The sequence below is a fragment of the Albimonas marina genome (assembly GCF_029223255.1).
Taxonomy (GTDB): Bacteria; Pseudomonadota; Alphaproteobacteria; order Rhodobacterales; family Rhodobacteraceae; genus Albimonas.
Genome location: NZ_JARHUC010000001.1, coordinates 695,607 through 716,486, shown reverse-complemented (window position 1 = coordinate 716,486; position 20,880 = coordinate 695,607). Strand labels below are relative to the sequence as shown.

20 protein-coding genes and 1 tRNA gene are annotated in these 20,880 nt (G+C 72.6%); 7 read left to right on the top strand and 14 right to left on the bottom strand.

The window, feature by feature from the left end; all coding sequences use genetic code 11:
- Positions 1–90: 90 nt before the first annotated feature.
- Positions 91–1,464 carry a glycosyltransferase 87 family protein gene (locus tag P2H44_RS03130; RefSeq protein ID WP_275761955.1) on the bottom strand — a complete coding sequence of 458 codons (1,374 nt, stop codon included), beginning with the start codon at positions 1,462–1,464 and terminating at the stop codon, positions 91–93.
- Between the two features lie 175 nt (positions 1,465–1,639).
- Between P2H44_RS03130 and P2H44_RS03125 the strand changes: the two genes are divergently transcribed.
- Positions 1,640–3,388 carry a monovalent cation:proton antiporter-2 (CPA2) family protein gene (locus P2H44_RS03125; protein WP_275761954.1) on the top strand — a complete coding sequence of 583 codons (1,749 nt, stop codon included), beginning with the start codon at positions 1,640–1,642 and terminating at the stop codon, positions 3,386–3,388.
- Between the two features lie 49 nt (positions 3,389–3,437).
- Here the strand turns inward: P2H44_RS03125 and P2H44_RS03120 are convergent, their stop codons facing one another.
- From P2H44_RS03120 to P2H44_RS03090, 7 genes are all read right to left on the bottom strand, one after another.
- Entirely contained in the window at positions 3,438–4,331 is an 894-nt protein-coding gene (locus tag P2H44_RS03120; protein WP_275761953.1) for a DMT family transporter, read from the bottom strand.
- A 101-nt stretch (positions 4,332–4,432) separates the two neighbouring features.
- A complete protein-coding gene (locus tag P2H44_RS03115) occupies positions 4,433–5,380 on the bottom strand; it encodes a BTB/POZ domain-containing protein (protein WP_275761952.1) in 948 nt (315 codons plus the stop codon).
- The gene (locus P2H44_RS03110; protein ID WP_462976251.1) at positions 5,373–5,963 is read right to left on the bottom strand and encodes a DUF6932 family protein; all 591 of its coding nucleotides are present in this window, start codon (positions 5,961–5,963) and stop codon (positions 5,373–5,375) included. The genes P2H44_RS03115 and P2H44_RS03110 overlap by 8 nt, the downstream gene beginning before the upstream one ends.
- Positions 5,964–6,052: 89 nt before the next feature.
- Positions 6,053–7,354: an NAD-dependent dihydropyrimidine dehydrogenase subunit PreA gene (preA, locus tag P2H44_RS03105; RefSeq protein WP_275761950.1), complete on the bottom strand. Its 1,302-nt coding sequence runs from the start codon at positions 7,352–7,354 to the stop codon at positions 6,053–6,055.
- A gap of 11 nt (positions 7,355–7,365) precedes the next feature.
- On the bottom strand, positions 7,366–7,842 hold the full coding sequence (locus P2H44_RS03100; RefSeq protein ID WP_275761949.1) for a hypothetical protein: 477 nt from the start codon (positions 7,840–7,842) through the stop codon (positions 7,366–7,368).
- Positions 7,839–9,167, bottom strand: coding sequence for an NAD(P)-dependent oxidoreductase (locus tag P2H44_RS03095; protein ID WP_275761948.1), 1,329 nt, complete (start codon positions 9,165–9,167; stop codon positions 7,839–7,841). The genes P2H44_RS03100 and P2H44_RS03095 overlap by 4 nt, the downstream gene beginning before the upstream one ends.
- Before the next feature lie 204 nt (positions 9,168–9,371).
- Complete coding sequence (locus P2H44_RS03090; RefSeq protein WP_275761947.1) at positions 9,372–9,953, bottom strand: PEP-CTERM sorting domain-containing protein; 582 nt, start codon at positions 9,951–9,953, stop codon at positions 9,372–9,374.
- Between the two features lie 179 nt (positions 9,954–10,132).
- On the opposite strand from P2H44_RS03090, the gene P2H44_RS03085 reads away from it, so the two are divergent.
- Complete coding sequence (locus P2H44_RS03085; protein ID WP_275761946.1) at positions 10,133–10,618, top strand: MmcB family DNA repair protein; 486 nt, start codon at positions 10,133–10,135, stop codon at positions 10,616–10,618.
- Between the two features lie 35 nt (positions 10,619–10,653).
- Here P2H44_RS03085 and P2H44_RS25540 read toward each other — a convergent pair whose 3' ends face one another.
- The gene (locus P2H44_RS25540) at positions 10,654–10,968 is read right to left on the bottom strand and encodes a DUF6324 family protein (protein ID WP_275761945.1); all 315 of its coding nucleotides are present in this window, start codon (positions 10,966–10,968) and stop codon (positions 10,654–10,656) included.
- 132 nt (positions 10,969–11,100) lie between these two features.
- On the opposite strand from P2H44_RS25540, the gene P2H44_RS03075 reads away from it, so the two are divergent.
- Positions 11,101–11,177: transfer RNA gene (locus P2H44_RS03075), tRNA-His, on the top strand.
- A 256-nt stretch (positions 11,178–11,433) separates the two neighbouring features.
- On the opposite strand, the gene P2H44_RS03070 is transcribed toward P2H44_RS03075, so the two are convergent.
- The 3 genes from P2H44_RS03070 to crtI are packed head-to-tail and all read right to left on the bottom strand — an operon-like array spanning position 11,434 to position 14,613.
- The gene (locus P2H44_RS03070) at positions 11,434–11,865 is read right to left on the bottom strand and encodes a c-type cytochrome (RefSeq protein ID WP_275761944.1); all 432 of its coding nucleotides are present in this window, start codon (positions 11,863–11,865) and stop codon (positions 11,434–11,436) included.
- Between the two features lie 55 nt (positions 11,866–11,920).
- Positions 11,921–13,054: a phytoene/squalene synthase family protein gene (locus P2H44_RS03065; protein WP_275761943.1), complete on the bottom strand. Its 1,134-nt coding sequence runs from the start codon at positions 13,052–13,054 to the stop codon at positions 11,921–11,923.
- Positions 13,042–14,613, bottom strand: coding sequence for a phytoene desaturase family protein (gene crtI / locus P2H44_RS03060; RefSeq protein WP_275761942.1), 1,572 nt, complete (start codon positions 14,611–14,613; stop codon positions 13,042–13,044). The genes P2H44_RS03065 and crtI overlap by 13 nt, the downstream gene beginning before the upstream one ends.
- A gap of 111 nt (positions 14,614–14,724) precedes the next feature.
- Between crtI and crtA the strand changes: the two genes are divergently transcribed.
- From crtA to bchO, 4 genes are read left to right on the top strand one after another with little or no spacing between them, the layout of a single operon-like run.
- The gene (gene crtA, locus P2H44_RS03055) at positions 14,725–15,507 is read left to right on the top strand and encodes a spheroidene monooxygenase (RefSeq protein WP_345798975.1); all 783 of its coding nucleotides are present in this window, start codon (positions 14,725–14,727) and stop codon (positions 15,505–15,507) included.
- A complete protein-coding gene (bchI, locus tag P2H44_RS03050) occupies positions 15,504–16,508 on the top strand; it encodes a magnesium chelatase ATPase subunit I (RefSeq protein WP_275761939.1) in 1,005 nt (334 codons plus the stop codon). The genes crtA and bchI overlap by 4 nt, the downstream gene beginning before the upstream one ends.
- Positions 16,505–18,283 (top strand): magnesium chelatase subunit D, encoded by a 1,779-nt coding sequence (locus tag P2H44_RS03045; RefSeq protein ID WP_275761938.1) that lies wholly within the window; start codon positions 16,505–16,507, stop codon positions 18,281–18,283. The genes bchI and P2H44_RS03045 overlap by 4 nt, the downstream gene beginning before the upstream one ends.
- Entirely contained in the window at positions 18,283–19,167 is an 885-nt protein-coding gene (gene bchO / locus P2H44_RS03040; RefSeq protein WP_275761937.1) for an alpha/beta fold hydrolase BchO, read from the top strand. The genes P2H44_RS03045 and bchO overlap by 1 nt, the downstream gene beginning before the upstream one ends.
- Here bchO and idi read toward each other — a convergent pair.
- Both idi and P2H44_RS03030 read right to left on the bottom strand, forming a co-directional pair.
- Positions 19,151–19,675 carry an isopentenyl-diphosphate delta-isomerase gene (idi, locus tag P2H44_RS03035; RefSeq protein WP_275761936.1) on the bottom strand — a complete coding sequence of 175 codons (525 nt, stop codon included), beginning with the start codon at positions 19,673–19,675 and terminating at the stop codon, positions 19,151–19,153. The genes bchO and idi overlap by 17 nt on opposite strands.
- Positions 19,672–20,880, bottom strand: a complete 1,209-nt coding sequence (locus P2H44_RS03030; RefSeq protein ID WP_275761935.1) for a geranylgeranyl diphosphate reductase — start codon at positions 20,878–20,880, stop codon at positions 19,672–19,674. The genes idi and P2H44_RS03030 overlap by 4 nt, the downstream gene beginning before the upstream one ends.

The window sequence follows — 20,880 nt, the reverse complement described above, 5'->3', positions numbered from 1 at the left end:
GTGGCGTTCCTCGGGCTCGTTCGCCGGCATCCCGCGCGGAGGTGCGCAGGTTTCGGCGTCAAACGGTCAGGTCGGCTGGGACCGCGCGGGTTATAGCGGAGCGCGCGAAGGACGCAAGGCGAGTCCGGACGGATCGGGAAGCTTTGCCGCGCCCGAGGCCCGCGCCGCGCGCATTCCCGCCCACAGCGCCCCCAGCGTGACCAGCGCCGCGAGGAAGGCGCAGACGATCACGCCCAGCGGGCCGGCCAGCGCCGGAAGGGCCGTCAGCAGCGCCTCGGCATGCAGGACGAGCGCGGCGACGGTCAGCGCCGCCACGGCCCGTCCGCCCGGCGCCCTCCGCAGCGACCAGGCCAGGGCGGGCAGGCACAGGAGGGGCGCGAGCAGGTAGGATTGCCACATCACCGGCCCGCAGATCGTCGCGGCCAGCAGGACCGCCAGCGCGCCGGCGCCCTCGACGCGGGCGGAGGCGTCGGCGTCCGCAGGCCCGGCGGGGCGGCACAGCGCGACGGTCATGGCCAGCATCGCCGCCAGCGCCCCCAGCGTCGCCGCCTGGATCCAGCCCGGCCGCGGCTGCACCGGCGGCGCGGCGGGACCGCTCAGCAGGTGCAGCACGATCTCCAGCCCGCCGTTGCCGGTGCTGACGAAGACGTTGCGCGACATCTGGCCCAACATCTCCAGCCACGCCTGGGTCTGCGCCAGCCCGCCCAGCGCGAGGTTCAGCGCGAACAGCGCCGCGCCGACCCCGGCGGCGGCGCCGAGCGCGCCCCAGCGCCGCCGCGCGATCCACCAGAGCCCCACCGCCGCGGGCGCGAGCTTGATCGAGGCCGCCAGCGCCAGCGCCCCGCCCGCCAGCAGCGCCGCGCCGCGCCCCCGCCCGCGGGCCGCGCGCTCGATCGCCAGCACCGTCAGCCCCGCCACGAGCATCTGCGGCTGGTTGTGCATCAGCGAGGTCGTCAGGGGCGCCAGCAGGGTCAGGCCCAGCAGCGCGACCGCCGCGACCGCGGCCGGCGGGGCCGCCGGGCGGAACAGCGAGATCGACAGCAGCGCCCCCGCCGCCAGCGCCGCGAGGTTCACGACCGCGCCCAGCAGCATGAACCCCGGCAGCCCCAGCGCGGTCGCCAGCGGCGCGCACAGATTCGCCCACAGCGGCGGATAGACGTAGGGAAAGATGCTCAGTCCGGGATCGAGCCCCTCGGCCGCGGCCAGCGCGGCCCAGGCCTCGGGCGGGCCGAGGTACATCTCGGCGGCGGGGAAGGCGTAGATCATCTCCGGCCGCCCCAGCGCCACGAAGCGCGCGGCGAGATGCAGGGAGGCGAAGTCGAGCTCCGCCGTCGGATCCGCCAGCCGCCCGGCCTGCGAGAGCAGCAGGGCCGCGACCCACAGCACCGCCAGCGCGACCGCGCCCGCCGGCCCCGAGGCCCGGCCGCGCCAGCCGCCCGCGGCGTTGGGCGATTTCCCCGACATGCCGATCCCCTTCCGCGGCCCGCGCCGCGCCCGCCCCGGGGCCGCCCGCCTCCCGGCGCGGGAGGCCCGCCCCGAAGCGGCGGCCCCCTGCGTCGCAGGCGGGGCCGTTGTACGCCACGCTTCAGCCGCTATGCTCGGGCAGACCAGACCCGCTTCAGACGGAAAGTTCAAGTTCATGGCCACCGAGGCGGATCCTGCCTTTCTCGAAACCGCCACCGTTTTCCTGGGCGCCGCCGTGCTGGCTGTGCCGATCTTCAAGCGCGCCGGGCTGGGCTCGGTCATCGGCTACCTCGCCGCGGGGGCGCTGATCGGCCCCTACGGGCTGGCGCTCGTCTCCGACGTGCAGACCGTGGTGGGCTTCGCCGAGTTCGGCGTTGTGCTGCTGCTGTTCGTCATCGGGCTCGAGCTTCGGCTGGGCCGCCTGTGGCGGATGCGGTACGAGATCTTCGGCCTGGGCCTGGCGCAGGTGGTGCTGACCGGGGCGCTGCTGTTCCCGCTGCTGCGCATGGTGGGCTTCGGCTGGCGCGGCGCGCTGGTGCTGGGCGGCGCGCTGGCGCTCAGTTCCACCGCCTTCGCCGTGCAGCTGCTGCGCGAACGGGGCGACCTGACCCGGCCTTACGGCGACCGCTCCTTCTCGATCCTGCTGTTCCAGGACCTGGCGATCGTGCCCCTGCTGGCGATGATCGCGATCCTCGCGCCCTTCGCCCGCGGCGACGCGCTCGACCCGCAGAACGCGCTGCTGGCGCTGGGCGCGGTGGCCGCGCTGATCGTGGTGGTGCGCTACGGCATGGGCCCGCTGCTGACCGTCATCGCCCGCTCCAAGGCCGACGAGGTGTTCACCGCCGCCGCCCTGCTGGTGGTCATCGGCTCGGCGCTGGCGATGCACGCGGTCGGCCTCTCGATGGCCATGGGCGCCTTCATCGCCGGCGTGCTGATGGCCGACACCGAGTTCCGCCACCAGCTCGAGACCGACATCGAGCCGTTCCGCGGCCTGCTGCTGGGCCTGTTCTTCATGGGCTTCGGCATGTCCGTGGACTGGAGCCTGGTGGCCGGCGCCTGGTGGGTGGTGCTGGGCGGCGCCTTCGGCCTCTTCGCGATCAAGGGACTGGCGCTCTACACCCTCGCCCGCATCGCGCGCTCGGACCAATTCGACGCCGTGCGCATCGCCGCGACCCTCGGCCAGGGCGGCGAGTTCGCCTTCGTGATGTTCTCGGCCGCCACCTCCAACCTGCTGATCGGGCGGGAGGAGGGCTCGATCCTCTCGGCCATCGTCACCCTCTCGATGGTCCTGACCCCCTTCGCCATCAAGCTCGCCGACCGCCAGCGTCCCAGGGAGGACGACGGCGAGGCCGACGGCCGCGCGCTGGAGGAGGCGGAGAACACCTCGATCCTCGTCGCGGGCTTCGGGCGCGTGGGCCAGGTGGTGGCGCGCGTGATGCGGATGCGCGGCTACGACGTGACGGTCATCGACAACTCCACCCGGCTGATCCGCATGGGCGCCTCGATGGGGGCGACGGTCTACTACGGCGACGCGCGGCGGCTGGACGTGCTGAAGATGGCGGGGGCGGCGCAGGCCGACATGATCTTCCTGTGCATCGACGACCGCGACGGCGCCAAGGCGGCGGTCGAGAAGATCCGCGCCGCCTTCCCCGAGGCCTTCATCCTCGCCGACACCTACGACCGTTTCTCGGAGGTCGAGCTGCGCGAGGCCGGCGCCCACGAGGTGGTGCGCGAGACCTTCGAGAGCGCGGTCGAGCTCGCCCGCCGCGGCCTGCACCGGATGGGCGACGGCGACGTGGCCGAGGACCTGATCGCCGAGTTCCGCCGCCGCGACGCCGAGCTCGCCCGCCTCCAGACCCAGTACGGCGTCCAGGAGGGGCTCCAGAAGCTGCGCGAGAAGTACACGCTCGATCAGCCGGGCTGAGCGGGCGGGGGCGGCGCATGTCGATGCGCCGCCCCCGTCCCGTCCGCCGTCACTCGCGCAGCAGCAGCAGCATCGCGACGATGGTCGCGGCGATGCCCGCCAGGATCGGCAGGTGGGGCCAGGTTCCGCCGAAGATCCCCTCCCACAGCACGATGAACGAGGGGACCAGGTAGCCGTAGGCCATCACCTTGCCCGCGGGCAGGCGCATGGCGGCGAACTGGAGCAGAAAGAAGGTCAGCGCCGTCGCCCCCAGCGCCAGGTAGACGATGGCCGCCCACACGATCGGCGGCAGCGCCCCCCAGTCGGTGGCGACCACCGCCCCGGTCGAGAGCGCCACGACCCAGATGATCCCGCAGGCCGCCAGCATCGTCCAGAACGAGAAGGCGAGCGCCGGCTCCCCCCGGTTCAGCCGGCGCACCAGGGGGGTGTAGAGCGCGTGGGCCGCGACGCCGACGAAGAAGATCGCCTCCCCCCGCTCGACGCGGAAGGCGAGCAGGCGCTCGAGGTCGGCGTCGAAGATCACCCACACGGCGCCCATCCCCCCCAGCGCCAGCGCCGCGGCCATGCGCGGCGGCGCGGCCTGGCGCAGGAGCAGCCATCCGAAGATCGCCGAGAGGATCGGGGTCAGGGTGAAGACCGCGCCGGTGGAGACGGGATCGGTGATCCGGAGCGCCACGAACATCAGGATGAAGTAGACCGCCAGCAGCCCCCCCAGCAGCGGATAGCGCCAGGGCGCCGCGAGCTGCGCCCGCCGCAGCCCCGGCCCCAGCATCGCCGCCCCCGCGAGCACGCCCGAGCCCAGCGCGAACCGCGCGGCGTTCAGCGCCTCGGGCGCGATGAGGGACGCGGCCCGCCCGCCCAGCGAGAAGCTGACGGAGATGACGAGGGCGAAAAGCAGCATGGCCAGGTGGCCGAGGCTGCGGTCACGGGCGGTGGCGGGCATGGGGGCTCCGGGTGGTGGGCCGGAGGGGTATGGGGGGCGGGGCGGGGCGGTGGCAAGGGGTGGGCGTGTGATAGACGCCTGCAACAAGCCTACCCAAAAACTCAATCGCGGAGTTCTTCAAGGCCTATCGCAGTGTAAGATTTACTTATTGTTCCATCCGGCTTTCGCATCGTGCCGATTTCAACATCCGCGCGAAAGCGACTTCCCAAGACAACCCCGTCATCGGACTCGATCTTCTCTAGGTAATCTTGACTTACTTGATGCCCAAAACGACCCGAGAGAATCTCCCTCGATCCGTCCTGCCGAAAATCGAAGGTTCTTTTGATTGGAGAGAGACCAACAAGGGATCCAATCCAGACGGCCTTGTCGATCTGAACTCTAGAGCTGGAAATTCGCCTGTATGCGCGCTCAATTCCGTACTGATCTATAATTAGCTGTCTGTCGGGCAGCTCGGCCTTCACGAATGCATCGCTCTTTCGGAGGTGCGAGAAAAATCTCGCGACCGATCTAAAGACACGCGGATTGATATCGTTGATTTCGATGAGGAAATCATCCTCACTTTCTTGGGAAAACTCTTCAAATAGTTCAATCGCCTCCTGCATTGCCTCTCGCACGGGCGTTCTAAAAGCACTCGACTGCCTTGCGCTCTTCTCTTCTAAGATAAACCCAAATGAGCCAGTCGCAACGCCAACAATGTTGAGGTCCACTAGGCTAGCGCCACGAATGGCACCTCGAGTGGCGAGTTCTTTTTCGCCTCCCGCCGCGAACAGCCTCGTGACTAGCCCTTGAAAATTGCCTAGTGCTTCAGCTGCAAATCTTGCATCGATTGCCCGCTCACGAGTAACGGGGGCTCCATCGAACAAGATCGCAATCTCGCCTACGTTCGCGTCTGACGCTTCAAGCCGTGTCAGTTCGGCTACAACATCATCTAGCCGCTCAGATAGGCTGAGCTCTGACACAACATCTCCAGTGTCTTTGGAAGCTGCAATCAAGCCCTCTAGCTCCCCTTTCTGTCGGCGCAGATATTGGAGCTCTGACAGATCAGACATCGAAGCATCTCCTGATCTCGCCCTCGATCATTCTAAACTCGGACGGCTGATCTGCTAGCGCAATTTCGACGATGCCCTTCTTGAAATGAGAAGTTCTCATGTCGGAGAACAGCCCAAACCAATATGTTGTGTTCTTGACGACGTGAGATGGTGGGAGGGTCAGGTCAATCGCGTATGTATCGCAATTGAAGCGCGGCTTCATATTTCTTGAGCTAAAGAAGTCGCGATGGATAAACTGCCTAAAGTCGGCGCTCCATTGATGGTCGTTGCCTTGGTAGCGCGTCGGTCGCTCAAACAAGGTGACTACGTCGATATCTCTAGGCGGACGCCCGCGAGTTCGCTCAACGTCTTCGATGAAGCTTCCGTCAAGCCATTGGGTCCCTGCAACGAAACCGCCTTCGAACAGGTGTTTGCGATAGCCATTGAGGCCATGCAGAAGCTTGGCGCGCTCCTTTGATGTGCAGAACTTTTCCACGATCTCGAACATCGAAGCTTGATACGGCGATCTTGAGGCCGGGTTGACCGCGTCCGACCCTCGAAAGATGGGTAGGGCTCCATGTGGCTCAAAATCAGGGATTGGCATGATGTTCTCAATCTCAAAGGTTGAAAATGTATTGCCGACCTTTCGCAGCGTTGTCCACTAAGAGTTTACAATGGTTGGGAAAGCGTCCCTCACTCCGCCGCCACCCGCGCCGGATTGTTCGGGTGCGTCGTCCAGTTCGCATACCCGTCCTCGACCACCTTGCCCGTCCGGGGATCCACCGTCCCGGGCGCGAGGCGCTCCATGGTGATGCAGTTCTCCACCGGGCAGACGTCGACGCACAGGTTGCAGGCGACGCACTCGTCGTCCTTCACCTCGAAGACCCGGCCCTCCTTCATCGCGATCGCCTGGTGGGAGGTGTCCTCGCAGGCGGCGTAGCAGCGGCCGCACTTGATGCAGGCGTCCTGGTCGATCCGCGCCTTGGTCACGTAGTTCAGGTTCAGGTACTGCCAGTCCGTCACGTTCGGCACCGCCCGGCCCTGGAAGGCGGAGGTCGAGGGGTGGCCGGCCTCGGACATCCAGCGCTCGAGGCCGGTGGCCATCTCGGTCACCACCCGGAAGCCGTAGGTCATCGCCGCGGTGCAGACCTGCACGTTGCCCGCGCCCAGCGCGATGAACTCGGCCGCGTCGCGCCAGGTGGTCACGCCGCCGATGGCCGAGATCGGGATGCCGGCGCACTCGGGGTCGCGGGCGATCTCGGCCACCATGTTCAGCGCGATGGGCTTCACCGCCGGCCCGCAGTAGCCCCCGTGGGAGCCCTTGCCGTCGATCGAGGGCTCGGGCGAGAACGTGTCGAGGTTCACCGAGGTGATCGAGCTGACCGTGTTGATCAGGCTGACCGCGTCCGCGCCCCCCTTCACCGCCGCGCGGGCGGGGTAGCGGATGTCGGTGATGTTGGGCGTCAGCTTCACGATCACCGGCATGCGGGTGGTCTGCTTGCACCAGCGGGTGATCTGCTCGATCAGGTCCGGGGCCTGGCCGACGGCCGAGCCCATGCCGCGTTCGGACATGCCGTGCGGGCAGCCGCAGTTGAGCTCGATCCCGTCGGCGCCGGTCGCCTCGACCAGCGGCAGGATCTCCTTCCAGGCGGATTCCTCGCAGGGGACCATCAGGGAGACGACGACGGCCCGGTCGGGGTAGTCGCGCTTCACCGCCTTGATCTCGTCGAGGTTCACCTGCAGGGGGCGGTCGGTGATCAGCTCGATGTTGTTGATCCCCAGCACCCGGCGGTCGGCGCCGTAGACGACGCCGTAGCGGGGGCCGTTCACGTTCACCACGTGGGGGTCGAGGCCCAGCGTCTTCCACACCACCCCGCCCCAGCCGGCCTCGAAGGCGCGGCGGACGTTGTATTCCTTGTCCGTCGGGGGGGCCGAGGCCAGCCAGAACGGGTTCGGCGACTTGATGCCCACGAAGTCGTTGCGCAGATCGGCCATGGTCTTGCTCCTCAACCTTGCTGGGGCGCCTGAATGCCGCGAAGTCGCTCTTGAGCCGCTTCGATCACCTCGGACGGAAAGCGATCGGCGTTCCGCAGCACCACCGACTCGAAGAGCAGCTCCGGGAGTCCGCGCTCGACGAGCATGTCGAAGCCGGCGCTCGGCTGCGGCTTCAGCGTCAGGTCGGCGCAGGTCTTCGCCTCGCCGTCCTTCGCGATCTTCTGGCGGGTGCGGGAGAGCAGGGTCGTTTTCCCGCGTTCCTCCCGAAGCATCTCTTCGAGCGCGAAGACCGACCTCCAGACATCGTGCTCGAGCGTGCCGGGCTCGGCGCTGGGCTGAATCTCGCACAAGCGTGAGAAGGCGGCCCGTTCAACCGCGGCCGAGCCATACGACTTGGCATTGGTCATCAGCGTCCTGAGACGCTCCGGATCGGTCAATCCGGGAATGGCGGCGAGCGCCCCCTGCTCGGCTTTGGACAACTCGCTCACGTCATCAAAGCCCGATGGATGCTCTCGGCCGCGTCGCGGCCCTGGGCGACGGCGGTCACGGTCAGATCCTCCCCGCCCGAGGCGCAGTCGCCCCCCGCCCAGACGCCGGGTCGGGAGCTGCGGCCCTCGGCGTCCACCTTGATCTTGCCGCCCTCGATCTCCAAGCCCGAAGGCGCGACGAGGGTCTGGCCGATGGCCTTCATCACCTGGTCGGCGGGGAGCGTGAAGGTCTCTCCCGTGCCGGCCAGGCCGTCGGGGCCGGTCTCGGTGTACTCGAACTCGATGGCCTCGGCCTCGCCTTCGCCGGTCACGCGCACGGGCCGGGCGTTGCAAATCACCCGGGCGCCGGCGGCGGCGGCGAGCTCGACCTCGAAATCCGAGGCCGCCATGGCGGCGCGGTCGCGGCGGTAGACGAGGGTCACCTGCTCGGCGCCCAGCTTGGCGGACTGGATGGCGGCGTCGGTGGCGGTCATGCCGCCGCCGATCACCACCACGTTGCGGCCCACCGCGACGTGGTCGTAGGCGGGCGCCTGGCGCAGGGCGGCGATCCAGTCGACGGCGTCGCGCACGCCGGGCAGATCCTCGCCCTCGGCGCGCAGGGCGTTCACGGCGGCGAGGCCGACGCCCAGGAACACCGCGTCGAAATCGGCGGCGAGCGCGTCGAGCTCCAGCCCCGCGCCCAGCCTGCCCTCGACGATCTCGATGCCGCCGATGCGCAGCAGCCAGTCGACCTCGGCCTGGGCGAAGCCGTCCACGGCCTTGTAGGCGGCGATGCCGTATTCGTTCAGCCCGCCGGGCTTGGGCCGCGCCTCGAAGACGGTGACGGCGTGGCCATGCATCGCCAGGCGGTGCGCGCAGGAGAGGCCCGCGGGACCGGCGCCGACCACCGCGACGCGCTTGCCGGTCTCGGGGGCGCGCGTGAAGGGATGCCCGTTCTCGGCCATCAGGGCGTCGGTGGCGTAGCGCTGCAGGCGGCCGATCTCGACCGGGTCGCCCTCGGCCGTCATGCGCACGCAGGCTTCCTCGCACAGCGTCTCGGTCGGGCAGACGCGGGCGCACATGCCGCCCAGGATGTTCTGGTCGAAGATGGTCTTCGCCGCCGACTTGGGATGGCCGCCCTGGATCTGGCGGATGAACATCGGGATGTCGATCTCGGTCGGGCAGGCGATGGTGCAGGGCGCGTCGTGGCAGAAATAGCAGCGGTCCGCGGCGACCAGCGCCTCGTGATCCGTCAGGCGGGGATGCAGGTCGGAGAAGTTGGCCGCCAGCTCGGCCGCCGGCAGGCGGGCGGGGGCGATTCCGGGGGCGCGGCGCGCGGACGTCATGGCTGGCGATCTCCCGAGGGTCTGGCTGGGGCGTGGGCTGGCCGGTCGGGAATCAGCCTGTGGCAGGTCCGAAAATTTATCAACTGGTAAATCGAGCCTCGCCGCCCCACGCGCTGCGAAACCCGCGCGCGAGGGCCGGAAACGACGACGCCCGGCCGCCTTTCGGCGACCGGGCGCGGTCGTAGCCCGTCGGGGAGGGAGGCGTCAGGCGGCCCGGCGGCGGGCGACGAAGGCCAGCGCGGCGAGGCCCGCCGCCGCCAGCGGCAGCGTGGCGGGAACCGGCACCGGCGCGGCGGTCAGCGTCATCGAGGCCGCCGCGGCGGTCGAGGACGCGTAGTCCACGAAGTAGTCGTCGCCGATGGCGTTCGAGACCAGCACCTGGAAGGTGGTCGAGCCGCAGCCCGAGGCGGCGCAGCCGAAGAAGTTCGTGCCCGAAATCATCGAGGGCGCGGGGAAGTCGAACAGCGACGCGGTGGCGCCCGACCCGGCGATCACCCCCTCGAACACCAGCGTATCCGCCTCGGTGATCGAGAAGGACGAGATCGACAGGCCCGAGAAGCTGATCAGCATGTCGACGACGTCGGTCTGGTCGAAGGTCTCGCCGGCGGCGGCGTCGATCTCCATGTAGCCGGTCCCGAGCAGGGACTGGTCGTCGCTGGCCGTCGCGCCGTTCACCCCGACTTCGCCCGACCAGTAGAAGTCGAACACGATCGTGGCCTGGGCGGCGAGGGGAGACAGCGCGAGGCCGGCCGCAAGGGCGAGCGACGCGAGAACGCGGGTGAGCATGAGGGGCGGCTCCTCAAGTGTGACGCAAGGGGGATCGGTCCGCGAATCGCAACCGACGCCCCGAAGGTTAACATGACGGAAAGGCGGCGTTCACATTGCAATCGAGTCGCGGGGCGACTCGCGCCCGGCGTTGACGGATCGGCGACGGATCTGGAACATTGCGCGAACAAGGAGCGTCCATGACCCAGCCCCCCGCCGACCTATCCGCCCCGCTCGCCGCGGACCCGCAGCCGGGCGTGCTGCTCGCCCGCGGCGTCTGCCGGCTGCTGATCGACCTCGGCTTCGCGCCGATCGCGGAATTCGTGCCGGCGCGCGGGCTGCGCGCCGACGTGTTCGCGGCGGGACCGAAGGGGGAGATGTGGATCGTCGAGTGCAAGTCGGGCCTGCCCGACTTCCGCTCCGACCGGAAATGGCCGGGCTATCTCGACTGGTGCGACCGGTTCTTCTTCGCGGTGGACGAGGCCTTCCCGGACGAGGTCCTGCCGCCCGACCAGGGCCTGATCCGCGCCGACGCCTTCGGGGCCGAGATTCTGCGCCACCCGGCCGAGCCGCGCACGCTGGCCCCCGCCCGGCGCAAGGCGCTGACCCTGCGGGCCGCGCGCGTCGCTTCGGTCCGGCTGCGCATGGCGCTGGATCCGGGCCTGCCGGCGTTGTCGGAGATCTGAAGCGCGCCCGGAGACGGCGGTCTCCGGCGTGCGAATCAGCGGCGCGGGCCGCGGCCGGCGCCGTCGGCGCGCCCGCCGCCCGGGCCGCGGCCCGGCTTGCGGCCGCCCGGGCCCTTGGCCGGACCGCCCGCCTTGGGCCGCCCGCCTCCGGAGCCGCCGCCGCGCTTCGAGGCGGCGCGGGCGCGCTCCGCGGCGCCCATCAGCTCCTCGGCGATCTCCTCGGCTTCCTCCGGCTCGAAGTCCAGCGGAAGCGAGAATCCCTCGCCCTCGACATAGATGCGCACCATGCCTTCGCTGGTCGGCCCGATCTGCAGGCTCGCGGCGACGTCGCTTTCGGAATCGATGCCCATGGGCCGGTCCTCGTCGGTTGGTTGGGAGGGCTGCTACTGCCGCAGGACGCGCGACGCAAGGGCGCGCACGTCCGCCCCATTCGTTCCGACCCTTGCATCCCGGCCGATCCGGCGCTATCGAGCGCCCCGCGTGCCGACGTAGCTCAGTTGGTTAGAGCACCAGATTGTGGATCTGGGGGTCCCCCGTTCGAGCCGGGGCGTCGGTACCATCTCCTCCTTCAATGACCAGCACGCCGGTCCGGGAGATCCCTGGAGGCCCCATCGGCCTCGGGATGCGCCGGACCTCGCGGAAATCGCCCCCCCCCGCGGACGGGCCGCGGCGTTCGGTCGATGGCATAGGCGTGGGATCGGGCGTCCGTGCGGGGCCGCGGCCGGCAGTCGCCGGAAGGCCGCTCTCGCGGACGCAGGAAAGGTCGCGCGGGCCCGTCGACGCCGGGCGGCGTCGGCGGGCGCGGCGGCGGGCGCTTACTCGGCGCCGTTGGGGTCGACGCTGACCAGGTAGGCGTAGATGTCCTCCATCCCGCTGGTCAGCTTGAAGGTCATCTTCCCCCGGGCCTTGTCGTCGCCGAGGTACTCGCGCAGGAACCCGGTCGCGTCCTGGACGTAGGAGGTGAAATGCGCCTCGTCCCAGACCAGGCCCTTCTCGCCCGCCTCCTTCATCGACGTGCTGTAGCCCTTGAAATCCTCGTAGGAGCCGGCCTGGCGGCCGATCACGCCGAAGAGGTTGGGCCCGACCTTGCCGCCGCGCTGGATCACGTCGCCGTCCGGCGAGACGATCTCGTGGCAGGCGCGGCATTTCAGGAAGATCTTCTCCCCCTTGGCCGCGTCGCCCGCGGCGAGCGCCGGCGCCGTGGCGGCGACCGAGGCAAGGATCGTGACCGCGAAGAACGTCTTCATGTCTTTCTTCCTCCCGTTTCGCTCGGACCCCGCCGCAGGCGGAGCCTTACGCGTTTCAACTATTTCGCTCCGACCCGGCGTCCACCGCGCGCGGCGGCCATGTTGCCGCAGCGGCAATGGCCCCGCGGATCGCGCGGTCGCGCGCCTCGAGGTCGGAGAGAATCGAGATGAGCCGCCCGGTCCGGTCCGCGCGCGCCAGGGGCGGGCGCGCCGCGGCGGCGACCAGGAAGGCGGTTTCGGGAAGCGGCGGATAGCGCAGGCCCGCGGCGCAGGGCGCGGCGACGTCGCCGCCGGCGCGCAGCAGCGCCTGGAACGCCAGCGCCGCCTTGCGGCCCTGGGAGGTGACGGCGCGGACGTGGAACCCGGTCGCGCCGCCGGCCTCCACCCGGGCGCCGATCTCGGCGTAGATCAGCCGCGCCGCCCAGATCCCCGGACGACAGGCGCCCGGAAGGCCGGCGATGCCCGGCTCGGCCCGGCGGTAGAGGCGTTCGGCCTCGCGCAGCAGCGCCGCGCGCACGGCCAGAACGCCGGGCGAGGGGGCGGGACGGGCGAGGAAGCGCTCGGGATCGACGCCCTCGGCGCGCAGGAGATCGAGCGGCAGGTAGAGACGGCCGGCGGCGGCGTCCTCGGCCACGTCGCGGGCGATGTTGGTCAGCTGCATGGCGACGCCCAGGTCGCAGGCGCGTGCCAGCACGTCGGCGTCGCGCACGCCCATCAGCACCGTCATCATCGCCCCGACCGAGCCCGCCACCCGCGCACCGTAGGCGCGCAGCTCCGACAGGTCGGCGCAGCGCCGGCCCTCGGCGTCCCAGGCGAGGCCCTCGACCAGCGCCTCGGGCAGCGCGCGGGGCAGGTCGAAGGCGCGCACCACCTCGGCGAAGCAGCGTTCGGTCGGATGATCCGCCGGCGCGCCGGCGTAGACCCGCGCCAGCCCCCGGCGCAGCCGCGCCACCGAGGCCGCGCGGTCCTCGGCCCCGCCGGTCGCGAGGTCCACCGCGTCGTCCGCCTGCCGGCAGAAGGCGTAGAGGGCCAGCGCCGGGTCGCGCACCGCGCCCGGCAGCAGCTTCGAGGCGGCGTGGAAGGAACGGGAGCCGGTGCGGATCGCGGCCCGGCAGGCGGCCATGTCGGCCGGATCCGGCGAGAAGCGGGACGGGCCGCGCCGCGGCCCCGGGCCGGTCAGCCGCGCCATTCGGCGGCCTCGGGCAGGCAGGAGTCGAGCGCCTCGGCCCCCGCCAGCACGCCGGGGATGCCGGCGCCCGGATGGGTTCCCGCGCCGACGAGGTAGAGGCCCCGCGCCTCCTCCGACACGCAGTGGGGGCGGAAGAAGGCGCTCTGCAGCAGCCGCGGCTCCAGCGAAAAGCCCGAGCCGTGGGGGGCGTTGTAGCGGTCGCGGAAGTCGAGCGGGGTCATCACGTGGCTGGCGGTCACCCGCTCGGCCAGGCCCGGCAGCGCCACGGCCTCCAGCCGGTCCTGCACGGCCTGCCGGTATTCCTCGGCGAACTCGGTCCAGTCGGCGCCGGGCTCGAAGGTCAGGTTGGGCACCGGCGACAGGGCGTAGAACGTGTCGCCGCCCTCGGGCGCGCAGGACGGATCGGTGACCGAGGGGCGATGCAGGTAGAGGCTCATCTCCCGCGCGATGGTCCCCTGGATGAAGATGTCGCGCACCAGATGCTCGTAGCGGCGGGCGCTGAGGATCGTGTGGTGGCCGATCTCGGGCCACAGGTCGCGGCTGTCGCGGGTCCCGAAATGCCACAGGAACAGGCCCATGGACCAGCGCGCGCGGCGCAAGCGCCCCTCGCTCCAGCGCGCTTTCGCGCGCCGGCGCAGCAGCTTGCCGTAGGTGTGGCCGGGATCGGCGTTGGAGACGACGAGATCCGCCTCGAACCCCTCGCCCGACGTCGCGATCACCCCCGTCGCGCGGCCGTCCTTCAGCGTGATCCGCTCCGCCTCGACCCCGTGGCGGAAGCGGACGCCCTGGCGCTCGGCGAGCCCCGCCATCGCCTTGGCCAGCGCGCCGGCGCCGCCCATCGTGTAGTGGACGCCCTGCGCCCGCTCGAGATGGGTGACCAGCGCGTACATCGAGGTGACGTTGAACGGGTCCCCGCCGATGAACAGCGGATGGAAGCTGAGCGCCATGCGCAGGCGCGGGTCGCGCACGTGGCGTGAAACCAGGTCATGGACCGAGCGGTCGGCCCGCAGTTCGGCGAAGCGCGGCAGGGCGGCGAGCAGTTCGCTCACCCGGTTCATCGGCCGGCGTCCGAGCTTGTCGAAGCCGAACTCGCACCGCTCGCGGCTGTCCTTGAGGAAGCGCTTCCAGCCGGCGAGGTCGTCGGGGAACAGGCGTTCGATCTCGGCCTGCGCGTCCTCGGCGCCGGCCCGGGCCTGGTAGACCGAGCCGTCGGCGAAGCGGATGCTGTAGAAGGGATCGAGCGCGACCAGTTCGCAGTCGTCCTCGAATTTCGCCCCCGCCCGCGCCCACAGCTCGTGCAGCAGGGAAGGCGCGGTGACGATGGTGGGGCCGAGGTCGAAGCGGTGGCCGTCCACCTCCATCGAGGTGGCCCGCCCGCCCGGCGCGTCGAGCTTGTCGAGCACCTCGACCCGGTAGCCCTTCGCCGCCAGCCGGATCGCCGCCGCGAGCCCTCCGAACCCGGCGCCTACGATCACCGCGCGGGGCGCGGACTCGTCGGGCTGGGTGGCGGGGGGCGGGTCCGCGGCCGGGATCTCGGCGATGTCAGGCTCTTGCGACATGCACCGACGCTAGCAGTGTCTATTTTGATTTACAATCACTCTGTCAGGCCGGACAATGCTGGCCATGGGCAGGTTTACCGGCGCGGGAACGGAAGCGTCTGTAAACATTGACTGACAGATCCGTCCGCGAGAAGGAGCCGTCCCATCGCCGTCGCCAGCCTCAGCCTGTTTCGATTCGGCTCGCCCGCCGCGCGGGCCTGGGTCTTCGCGCAGATGGGTCTCGCGCGGCCGTCGCTGGCCCGCGCGCCGGGGATCGGTTTCCGCAAGCTGCTGGGCTCGGGCGTGGGCGAGGGGTTCACCCCTCGGCCCAACTGGTCCGTCTGGGCGATCCTGGCCGAGTGGCCGGACGCCGAGCGCGCCCGCGCCGCCACCGCGCGGGACGCGCCCTTCGCCGCCTGGCGCGCGCGGGCGGAGGAGAGCTTCAGCCTGGTCCTCGCCCCCCTCTCGCGCCGGGGCCGCTGGTCGGGGGCCGCGCCCTTCGATCCGGCGCAGGCGCCCCCCGCCCCGCCCGGCCCCATCGCCGCGCTGACCCGCGCCACGCTGCGCCCGCGCGGGCTGCTGCGCTTCTGGGGGCGGGAGCCCGCGATCAGCGCCGCCATCGGCGCCAATCCCGACGTGCTGTTCAAGATCGGCCTGGGCGAGACGCCCTGGCTGCAGCAGGTCACCTTCTCGGTCTGGCCCGACGCGGCCGCGATGGACCGTTTCGCCCGCGGCGGCGGCCCCCATGCCGGGGCCATCGCCGCCGCCCGCCGCAACGGCTGGTTCGCCGAGGAGCTCTACGCCCGTTTCGCGGTCGTCTCCCGCTCCGGGACCTGGCAGGGGCGCGATCCCCTGGCAGGACGCCTCGCAGGCGCGACCGCCGACGCCGTCCCCGATCAAGGAGAGGCCGCATGACCCAGCCGTTCCCGTTTTCCGCCATCGTCGGACAGGCGGCGATGAAACGCGCGCTGGTGCTGGCCGCGGTCGATCCCTCGATCGGCGGGGTCCTGGCGCTGGGCGACCGGGGGGCGGGCAAGTCCACCGCCGTGCGCGCGCTCGCCGCCCTGCTGCCCCCGATCCAGTCGCCCGAGGGCTGCGCCTACACCTGCGACGGCGCGGCGCCCTGCCCCGCCTGCGGGAGCGCGCCGCGCAGGACCCGGGCCCGCCCCACCCCGGTGATCGACCTGCCGCTGGGCGCGACCGAGGACCGGGTGACCGGCGCGCTCGACATCGAGCGGGCGCTGAGCCACGGCGAGAAGGTGTTCGAACCCGGCCTGCTGGCCCGCGCCCACCGCGGATTCCTGTATATCGACGAGGTGAACCTGCTGGAGGATCATCTCGTGGACCTGCTGCTCGACGTCGCCGCCTCGGGCGAGAACGTGGTGGAGCGCGACGGCCTCTCCGTCCGCCACCCCGCGCGCTTCGTGCTGGTGGGCTCGGGCAATCCCGAGGAGGGGGAGCTGCGCCCGCAGCTCCTCGACCGCTTCGGCCTGGCGGTGGAGGTGACCTCCCCGCGCGAGCTGTCGGAGCGGGTGCAGGTGATCCGCCGCCGCGACGCCTACGACCGGGACCGCGCCGGCTTCGTCGCCGCCTGGCGCGGGGCCGACGGCAAGCTGCGCCGCCGGATCCTCGCGGCGCGGGAGCGGCTGGAGACGGTGGAGACGCCCGACGCGGTGCTCGAGGACGTGGCGCGCCTGTGCCTGGCGCTGGGCGCCGACGGGCTGCGCGGGGAGCTGGCGCTGATGCGCGCCGCCCGGGCGCTCGCCGCCTTCGAGGGGGAGGCGACCGTGACCCGCGCCCACCTGCGCGAGATGGCGCCCGAGACGCTGGGCCACCGCCTGCGCCGCGATCCGCTGGACGAGACCGGCGCCGCCGCCCGCGTGCGCCGCGGGATCGAGGAGACGGTCCCCGCATGACCGGGATGCCGCCCCGCGACGCCCCGCGCGGCGATCCCCCCCGCCCCGCCGCCCGCGGCTGGGAGGATGCGCTCGCCGCCGCGGCCCTGCTCGCCCTCGACCCCGCCGGCCTGGGCGGCGCCGTGATCCGCGCGGGCGCGGGCCCGGCGCGCGACCGCTGGCTGGAGGAGCTGCGCCGCCTGACGCCCGAGCGGCGCTGGCTGCGCCTGCCGCCCCAGAGCGAGCCGGAGCGGCTGACCGGCGGCCTCGACCTCTCCGCCACCCTGCAGGCCGGCGCCCCGCGGCGGCGCGCGGGGCTGCTGGAGGGGGATGCGCCGCTGACCCTGGTGCTGCCCATGGCCGAACGGCTGACCCCGTCCCTGACCGCCCCCATCGCCGCCGCGCTCGACGCGGGCCGCCCCCTGCTGGTGGTGGCGCTGGACGAGGGGGAGCGGGACGCGCAGGGCGAGGGTGAGGCCGCGCCCGAGGCGCTCGTCGAACGGCTGGGGCTGCGCCTCGACCTCGACGGCCTGTCGCTCGCCGACACCCGGGCGCGCGGCCCGGACCCCGCCGCCGTCGCCCTCGCCCGGCGTCGCCTGGCGGGGATCGCGGAGGCCGAGGACTTGATCGAGGCGCTGACCGGCGCCGCCGCCGCGCTGGGCGAGCCGTCGCTCCGCGCGCCGCTCTTCGCGCTGCGCGCCGCGCGGGCCGCCGCCACGCTCGACGGCGCGACCGAGGTGACGCCCGAGGCCGTGGCCCTCGCCGCCCGGCTGACCCTCGCCCCCCGCGCCCGCCGCCTGCCCTCGCCCGAGGAGGCCGCGCCCCCGGACCAGAGGCCCGACGACGCCCCCCCGTCGTCCGAGACCCCGTCCGCGGACAGACCTGAAGCTCAGGAGCCCTCCCCCGCCTCGACGCCCCAGGACACGGTGGTGGAGGCGGTGCGCGCCGCCCTGCCGGCCGGGGCGCTGGAGCGACTCGCCGCCGCCGCGCCCGCCCGACGGGCCGAGGGCGACGGCGCGGGACGGGAGCGCGCGGGCGCCGCCCGCGGCCGCCGCGCCGGCGTCCGCCCGGCGCGGGCCCGCGCCGGCGTGCGGCTGGACCTGGTCGCCACCCTGCGCGCCGCCGCCCCCTGGCAGGGCCTGCGCCGGCGCGAGGCCGGGACCGGCGCGCCGGCGGTGATCGTGCGCCCCTCCGACCTGCGTGAGGCGATACGCAAGGGCCGCGGGGAGCGGCTGGCGATCTTCCTCGTCGACGCCTCCGGCTCCGCCGCCATGGCCCGGCTGGCCGAGGCCAAGGGCGCCGTCGAGCATCTGCTGGCCCGCGCCTACGCCGCGCGCGACGTGGTGGCCCTGGTCGCCTTCCGCGGGACCGAGGCGCAGGTGCTGCTGCCGCCGACCCGGGCGCTCGCCCGCGCCCGCCGGGCGCTGACCGCGCTGCCGGGCGGCGGGGGCACGCCGCTCGCCGCCGGCCTCGTCGCGGCGCGGGAGCTGGCGGAGGCCGCGCGCAGGCGCGGCGCCACGCCCTGCCTCGCGCTGCTGACCGACGCGCGCGCCAACGTGGCGCTGGACGGGACCGCCGACCGCGCCCGCGCCGCCGAGGACGTGGCCCGCATCGCCGCCCAGATCCGGGCCGAGGGGCTTGCCGCGCTGGTCGTCGACACCGCCCTGCGCCCGGGCCCGCAGTCCGCGGAGCTCGCGGCCCGGCTCGGCGCCGGGCATCTCGCCCTGCCCCGGGCCGAGGCCGGCGCGATCGGCGCCGCGGTCTCCGCCCGCATGCAGGCCGGGGCTCGCCCCTGATGCGCTGGGAGCGCGAGGGCGCCGACTGGCCCCACCGCGAGGCGAGCCGCTTCGTGCGCACCCCCGGCCACCGCTGGCATGTCCAGCAGCTGGGCGAGGGGCCGGGCCTGCTGCTGCTGCACGGGACCGGCGCCTCGACCCACAGCTGGCGGGACCTCGCGCCACGGCTGGCCCGGGACCATGCGGTGTGGATGCTCGACCTGCCCGGCCACGGCTTCACCGACGTCGTCTCGCCCGCCCGCTGCGCCCTGCCCGCGATGGCCGAGGATATCGAGACCCTGCTGGCGACGCTCGACGTCGACCCCGCGGCGGTGATCGGCCATTCCGCCGGGGCCGCCGTGGCGCTGCGCATGGCGCTCGACCGGCCTCGGCCGGTGATCGGGCTGAACGCGGCGCTGCGGGCGTTCCACGGGCCGCTCTCGGGCCTCGCCATGGCCGCCGCCCGGGCGGTGTCGCTGACCCCGCTGGTGCCCTTCGCCTTCTCCCGCATGGCCGCGGCGCCAGGGCTGGCGCGGACGCTCCTGGGCTCCACCGGCAGTCGGCTGGATGCGCGCGGCGAGGCGCTCTATCGCCGGCTCCTGTCCGATTCCGGCCACGCCGCCGGGGCGCTGGCGATGATGGCGCGCTGGGAGCTCGACCCGCTGATCGCCCGCCTGCCCGAGATCCGCGCCCCCGTCGCGCTGCTGGCGGGGGGCCGCGACGTCATGGTCCCGCCCGAGGTCAGCCGAGAGGCCGCCGCCCGCATGGGCGCGGCCTTCGAGCTGATCCCCGACCTCGGCCACCTGATGCACGAGGAGGCGCCGGAGCGCCTGGACGAGGCGATCCGCAGGCACCTGGAACGCTTTCAGGCGGCGGCGCCCGAGGCGGTCACGCCGCCGGGATGAGCCGGTCGGCCGCGTCGCGCAGGTAGATCCTGAGCCAGGGCGTGAAGCGCGCAGTCTCGGCCGCGATCTCCTCGCGCAGTTCGGCGCGGTCGATCCATCGGGTCTCCCACACCTCGCGCGGGTCCGGGGCGAGGGCCAGGGTCTCGGGGTCCGCCTCGGCGGCGAAGAGCGAGACGACCTCGTGCTCGATCAGCCCGTTGTCGAGCTCGGCGCGGTATTCGATGCGGCCTCGCGGAACCAGCGGCAGGCCCTCGATCCCCAGCTCCTCTACCAGGCGGCGGCGGGCGCAGGCCTCGGCCGGCTCGTCCCAGGCGGGATGGGTGCAGCAGGCGTTCGCCCACAGGCCGGGGGTGTGATACTTGCCCGCCGCGCGCCGCTGCAGCAGCGTGCGGCTGCCGGCGTTCACGAATACCGAGACGGCCGGGTGCCGCAGCCCCAGCCGGTGCACCTCCAGCTTGTCCACCGGGGTCAGGCAGCCGTTGCGCCAGGCGGGGATCGGGCCGCTCATGACGCGGCCGGGATCAGGCGCGCCAGGTGGGCGATGTTCTTGGCAATGATGCGCAGATGCGCCGCCGGCCGGGCGCGCACGAGCCGCTTGTTCATATAGGCCTCGAAGGTCAGGCGCTGCACGTCGACGTCGCGGCAGAGGGAGACGAACCGCTCCCGCCGCTCGTCGGAACGATACCACGTGTCCTGCATCATGCGCAGCACCCTGAAGACGGTGCGATGCTCGCGCATGAAGAGCTTGCGCGCCAGCCGCAGGTCCCGCGCCCGGCCGGAGGCGAGCGTCGCCTCCGCCGCCTGGGCCGCGCAGCGCCCGCCGACCATGGCGTAGTAGATCCCCTCGCCCGAGGAGGGGGCGACCACGCCCGCCGCGTCGCCGGCCAGCACCACGTCGCGCCCGTTGTCCCAGCGCGGCAGGGGTTTGAGGGGGATCGGCGCGCCCTCCCGCCGCAGCGTCTCGCAGCCGGCGAGGCCGGCCTCGGCCCGCAGGGCGGCGGTGGCGGCCTTCAGGTCGACGCCGCGCACCCCGGTTCCCATGCCCACGCTCGCCTGCCCGCCATGGGGGAACACCCAGCCGTAGAAGTCGGGAGAGATGCGGCCGTCGTAGATCACGTCGCAGCGGCCGGGATCGTAGGCGCCCTCCGTCGCCGGGGCGGCGATCACCTCGTGATAGGCGATCACGTAGGGGATCGCGTCGCCGCCCGGAACCTCCTGGCGCGCCACGTCCGAGCGGGCGCCGTCGGCGCCGACGGCGAGGCGGGCGGAGGTCTCGCGCTCCCCGTTCGCGTCGCGCCACAGGACCTTGAGGCCGGTCTCGTCCCGCTCCAGCCGCCGGAAGGCGCCGCGCAGGCGCACGGCGCCGGCGGCCTCGGCGCGGGTGCGCAGGAATTCGTCGAAGGGACCGCGGTCGACCATGCCGACGAAGCCGTTCTCGATGGGAATGTCGACCCGCGCGCCGGAGGGCGAGATCATCCGGGCGGTGGAGACGCGGGCCACCACCTGGTCGTCGGGGATCGCGAAGTCGCGCAAGAGCCGCGGGGGCACGGCGCCGCCGCAGGGCTTGATGCGCCCGCCGCGGTCGAGCAGCGCCACCCGGCGGCCGGCGCGGGCCAGGTCCTCGGCCGCGACGGCGCCGGCGGGGCCGCCGCCGATCACCACCACGTCGAAGTCCGGTCGGTCGAGCGGGGCGTCGGGCATGTCGCGGGGCAT

Bases quoted from the DNA above. Each gene is read 5' to 3' on its own strand.
- P2H44_RS03130 (WP_275761955.1), bottom strand. From the start codon at position 1,464: ATGTCGGGGAAATCGCCCAACGCCGCGGGCGGCTGGCGCGGCCGGGCC.
- P2H44_RS03095 (WP_275761948.1), bottom strand. From the start codon at position 9,167: ATGACGTCCGCGCGCCGCGCCCCCGGAATCGCCCCCGCCCGCCTGCCG.
- P2H44_RS03120 (WP_275761953.1), bottom strand. From the start codon at position 4,331: ATGCCCGCCACCGCCCGTGACCGCAGCCTCGGCCACCTGGCCATGCTG.
- preA (WP_275761950.1), bottom strand. From the start codon at position 7,354: ATGGCCGATCTGCGCAACGACTTCGTGGGCATCAAGTCGCCGAACCCG.
- P2H44_RS03030 (WP_275761935.1), bottom strand. From the start codon at position 20,880: ATGCCCCGCGACATGCCCGACGCCCCGCTCGACCGACCGGACTTCGAC.
- P2H44_RS25540 (WP_275761945.1), bottom strand. From the start codon at position 10,968: ATGGGCATCGATTCCGAAAGCGACGTCGCCGCGAGCCTGCAGATCGGG.
- P2H44_RS03070 (WP_275761944.1), bottom strand. From the start codon at position 11,865: ATGAAGACGTTCTTCGCGGTCACGATCCTTGCCTCGGTCGCCGCCACG.
- idi (WP_275761936.1), bottom strand. From the start codon at position 19,675: ATGAGCGGCCCGATCCCCGCCTGGCGCAACGGCTGCCTGACCCCGGTG.
- P2H44_RS03110 (WP_462976251.1), bottom strand. From the start codon at position 5,963: ATGCCAATCCCTGATTTTGAGCCACATGGAGCCCTACCCATCTTTCGA.
- bchI (WP_275761939.1), top strand. From the start codon at position 15,504: ATGACCCAGCCGTTCCCGTTTTCCGCCATCGTCGGACAGGCGGCGATG.
- P2H44_RS03090 (WP_275761947.1), bottom strand. From the start codon at position 9,953: ATGCTCACCCGCGTTCTCGCGTCGCTCGCCCTTGCGGCCGGCCTCGCG.
- P2H44_RS03115 (WP_275761952.1), bottom strand. From the start codon at position 5,380: ATGTCTGATCTGTCAGAGCTCCAATATCTGCGCCGACAGAAAGGGGAG.
- P2H44_RS03065 (WP_275761943.1), bottom strand. From the start codon at position 13,054: ATGGCGCGGCTGACCGGCCCGGGGCCGCGGCGCGGCCCGTCCCGCTTC.
- crtI (WP_275761942.1), bottom strand. From the start codon at position 14,613: ATGTCGCAAGAGCCTGACATCGCCGAGATCCCGGCCGCGGACCCGCCC.
- P2H44_RS03085 (WP_275761946.1), top strand. From the start codon at position 10,133: ATGACCCAGCCCCCCGCCGACCTATCCGCCCCGCTCGCCGCGGACCCG.
- bchO (WP_275761937.1), top strand. From the start codon at position 18,283: ATGCGCTGGGAGCGCGAGGGCGCCGACTGGCCCCACCGCGAGGCGAGC.
- P2H44_RS03045 (WP_275761938.1), top strand. From the start codon at position 16,505: ATGACCGGGATGCCGCCCCGCGACGCCCCGCGCGGCGATCCCCCCCGC.
- P2H44_RS03125 (WP_275761954.1), top strand. From the start codon at position 1,640: ATGGCCACCGAGGCGGATCCTGCCTTTCTCGAAACCGCCACCGTTTTC.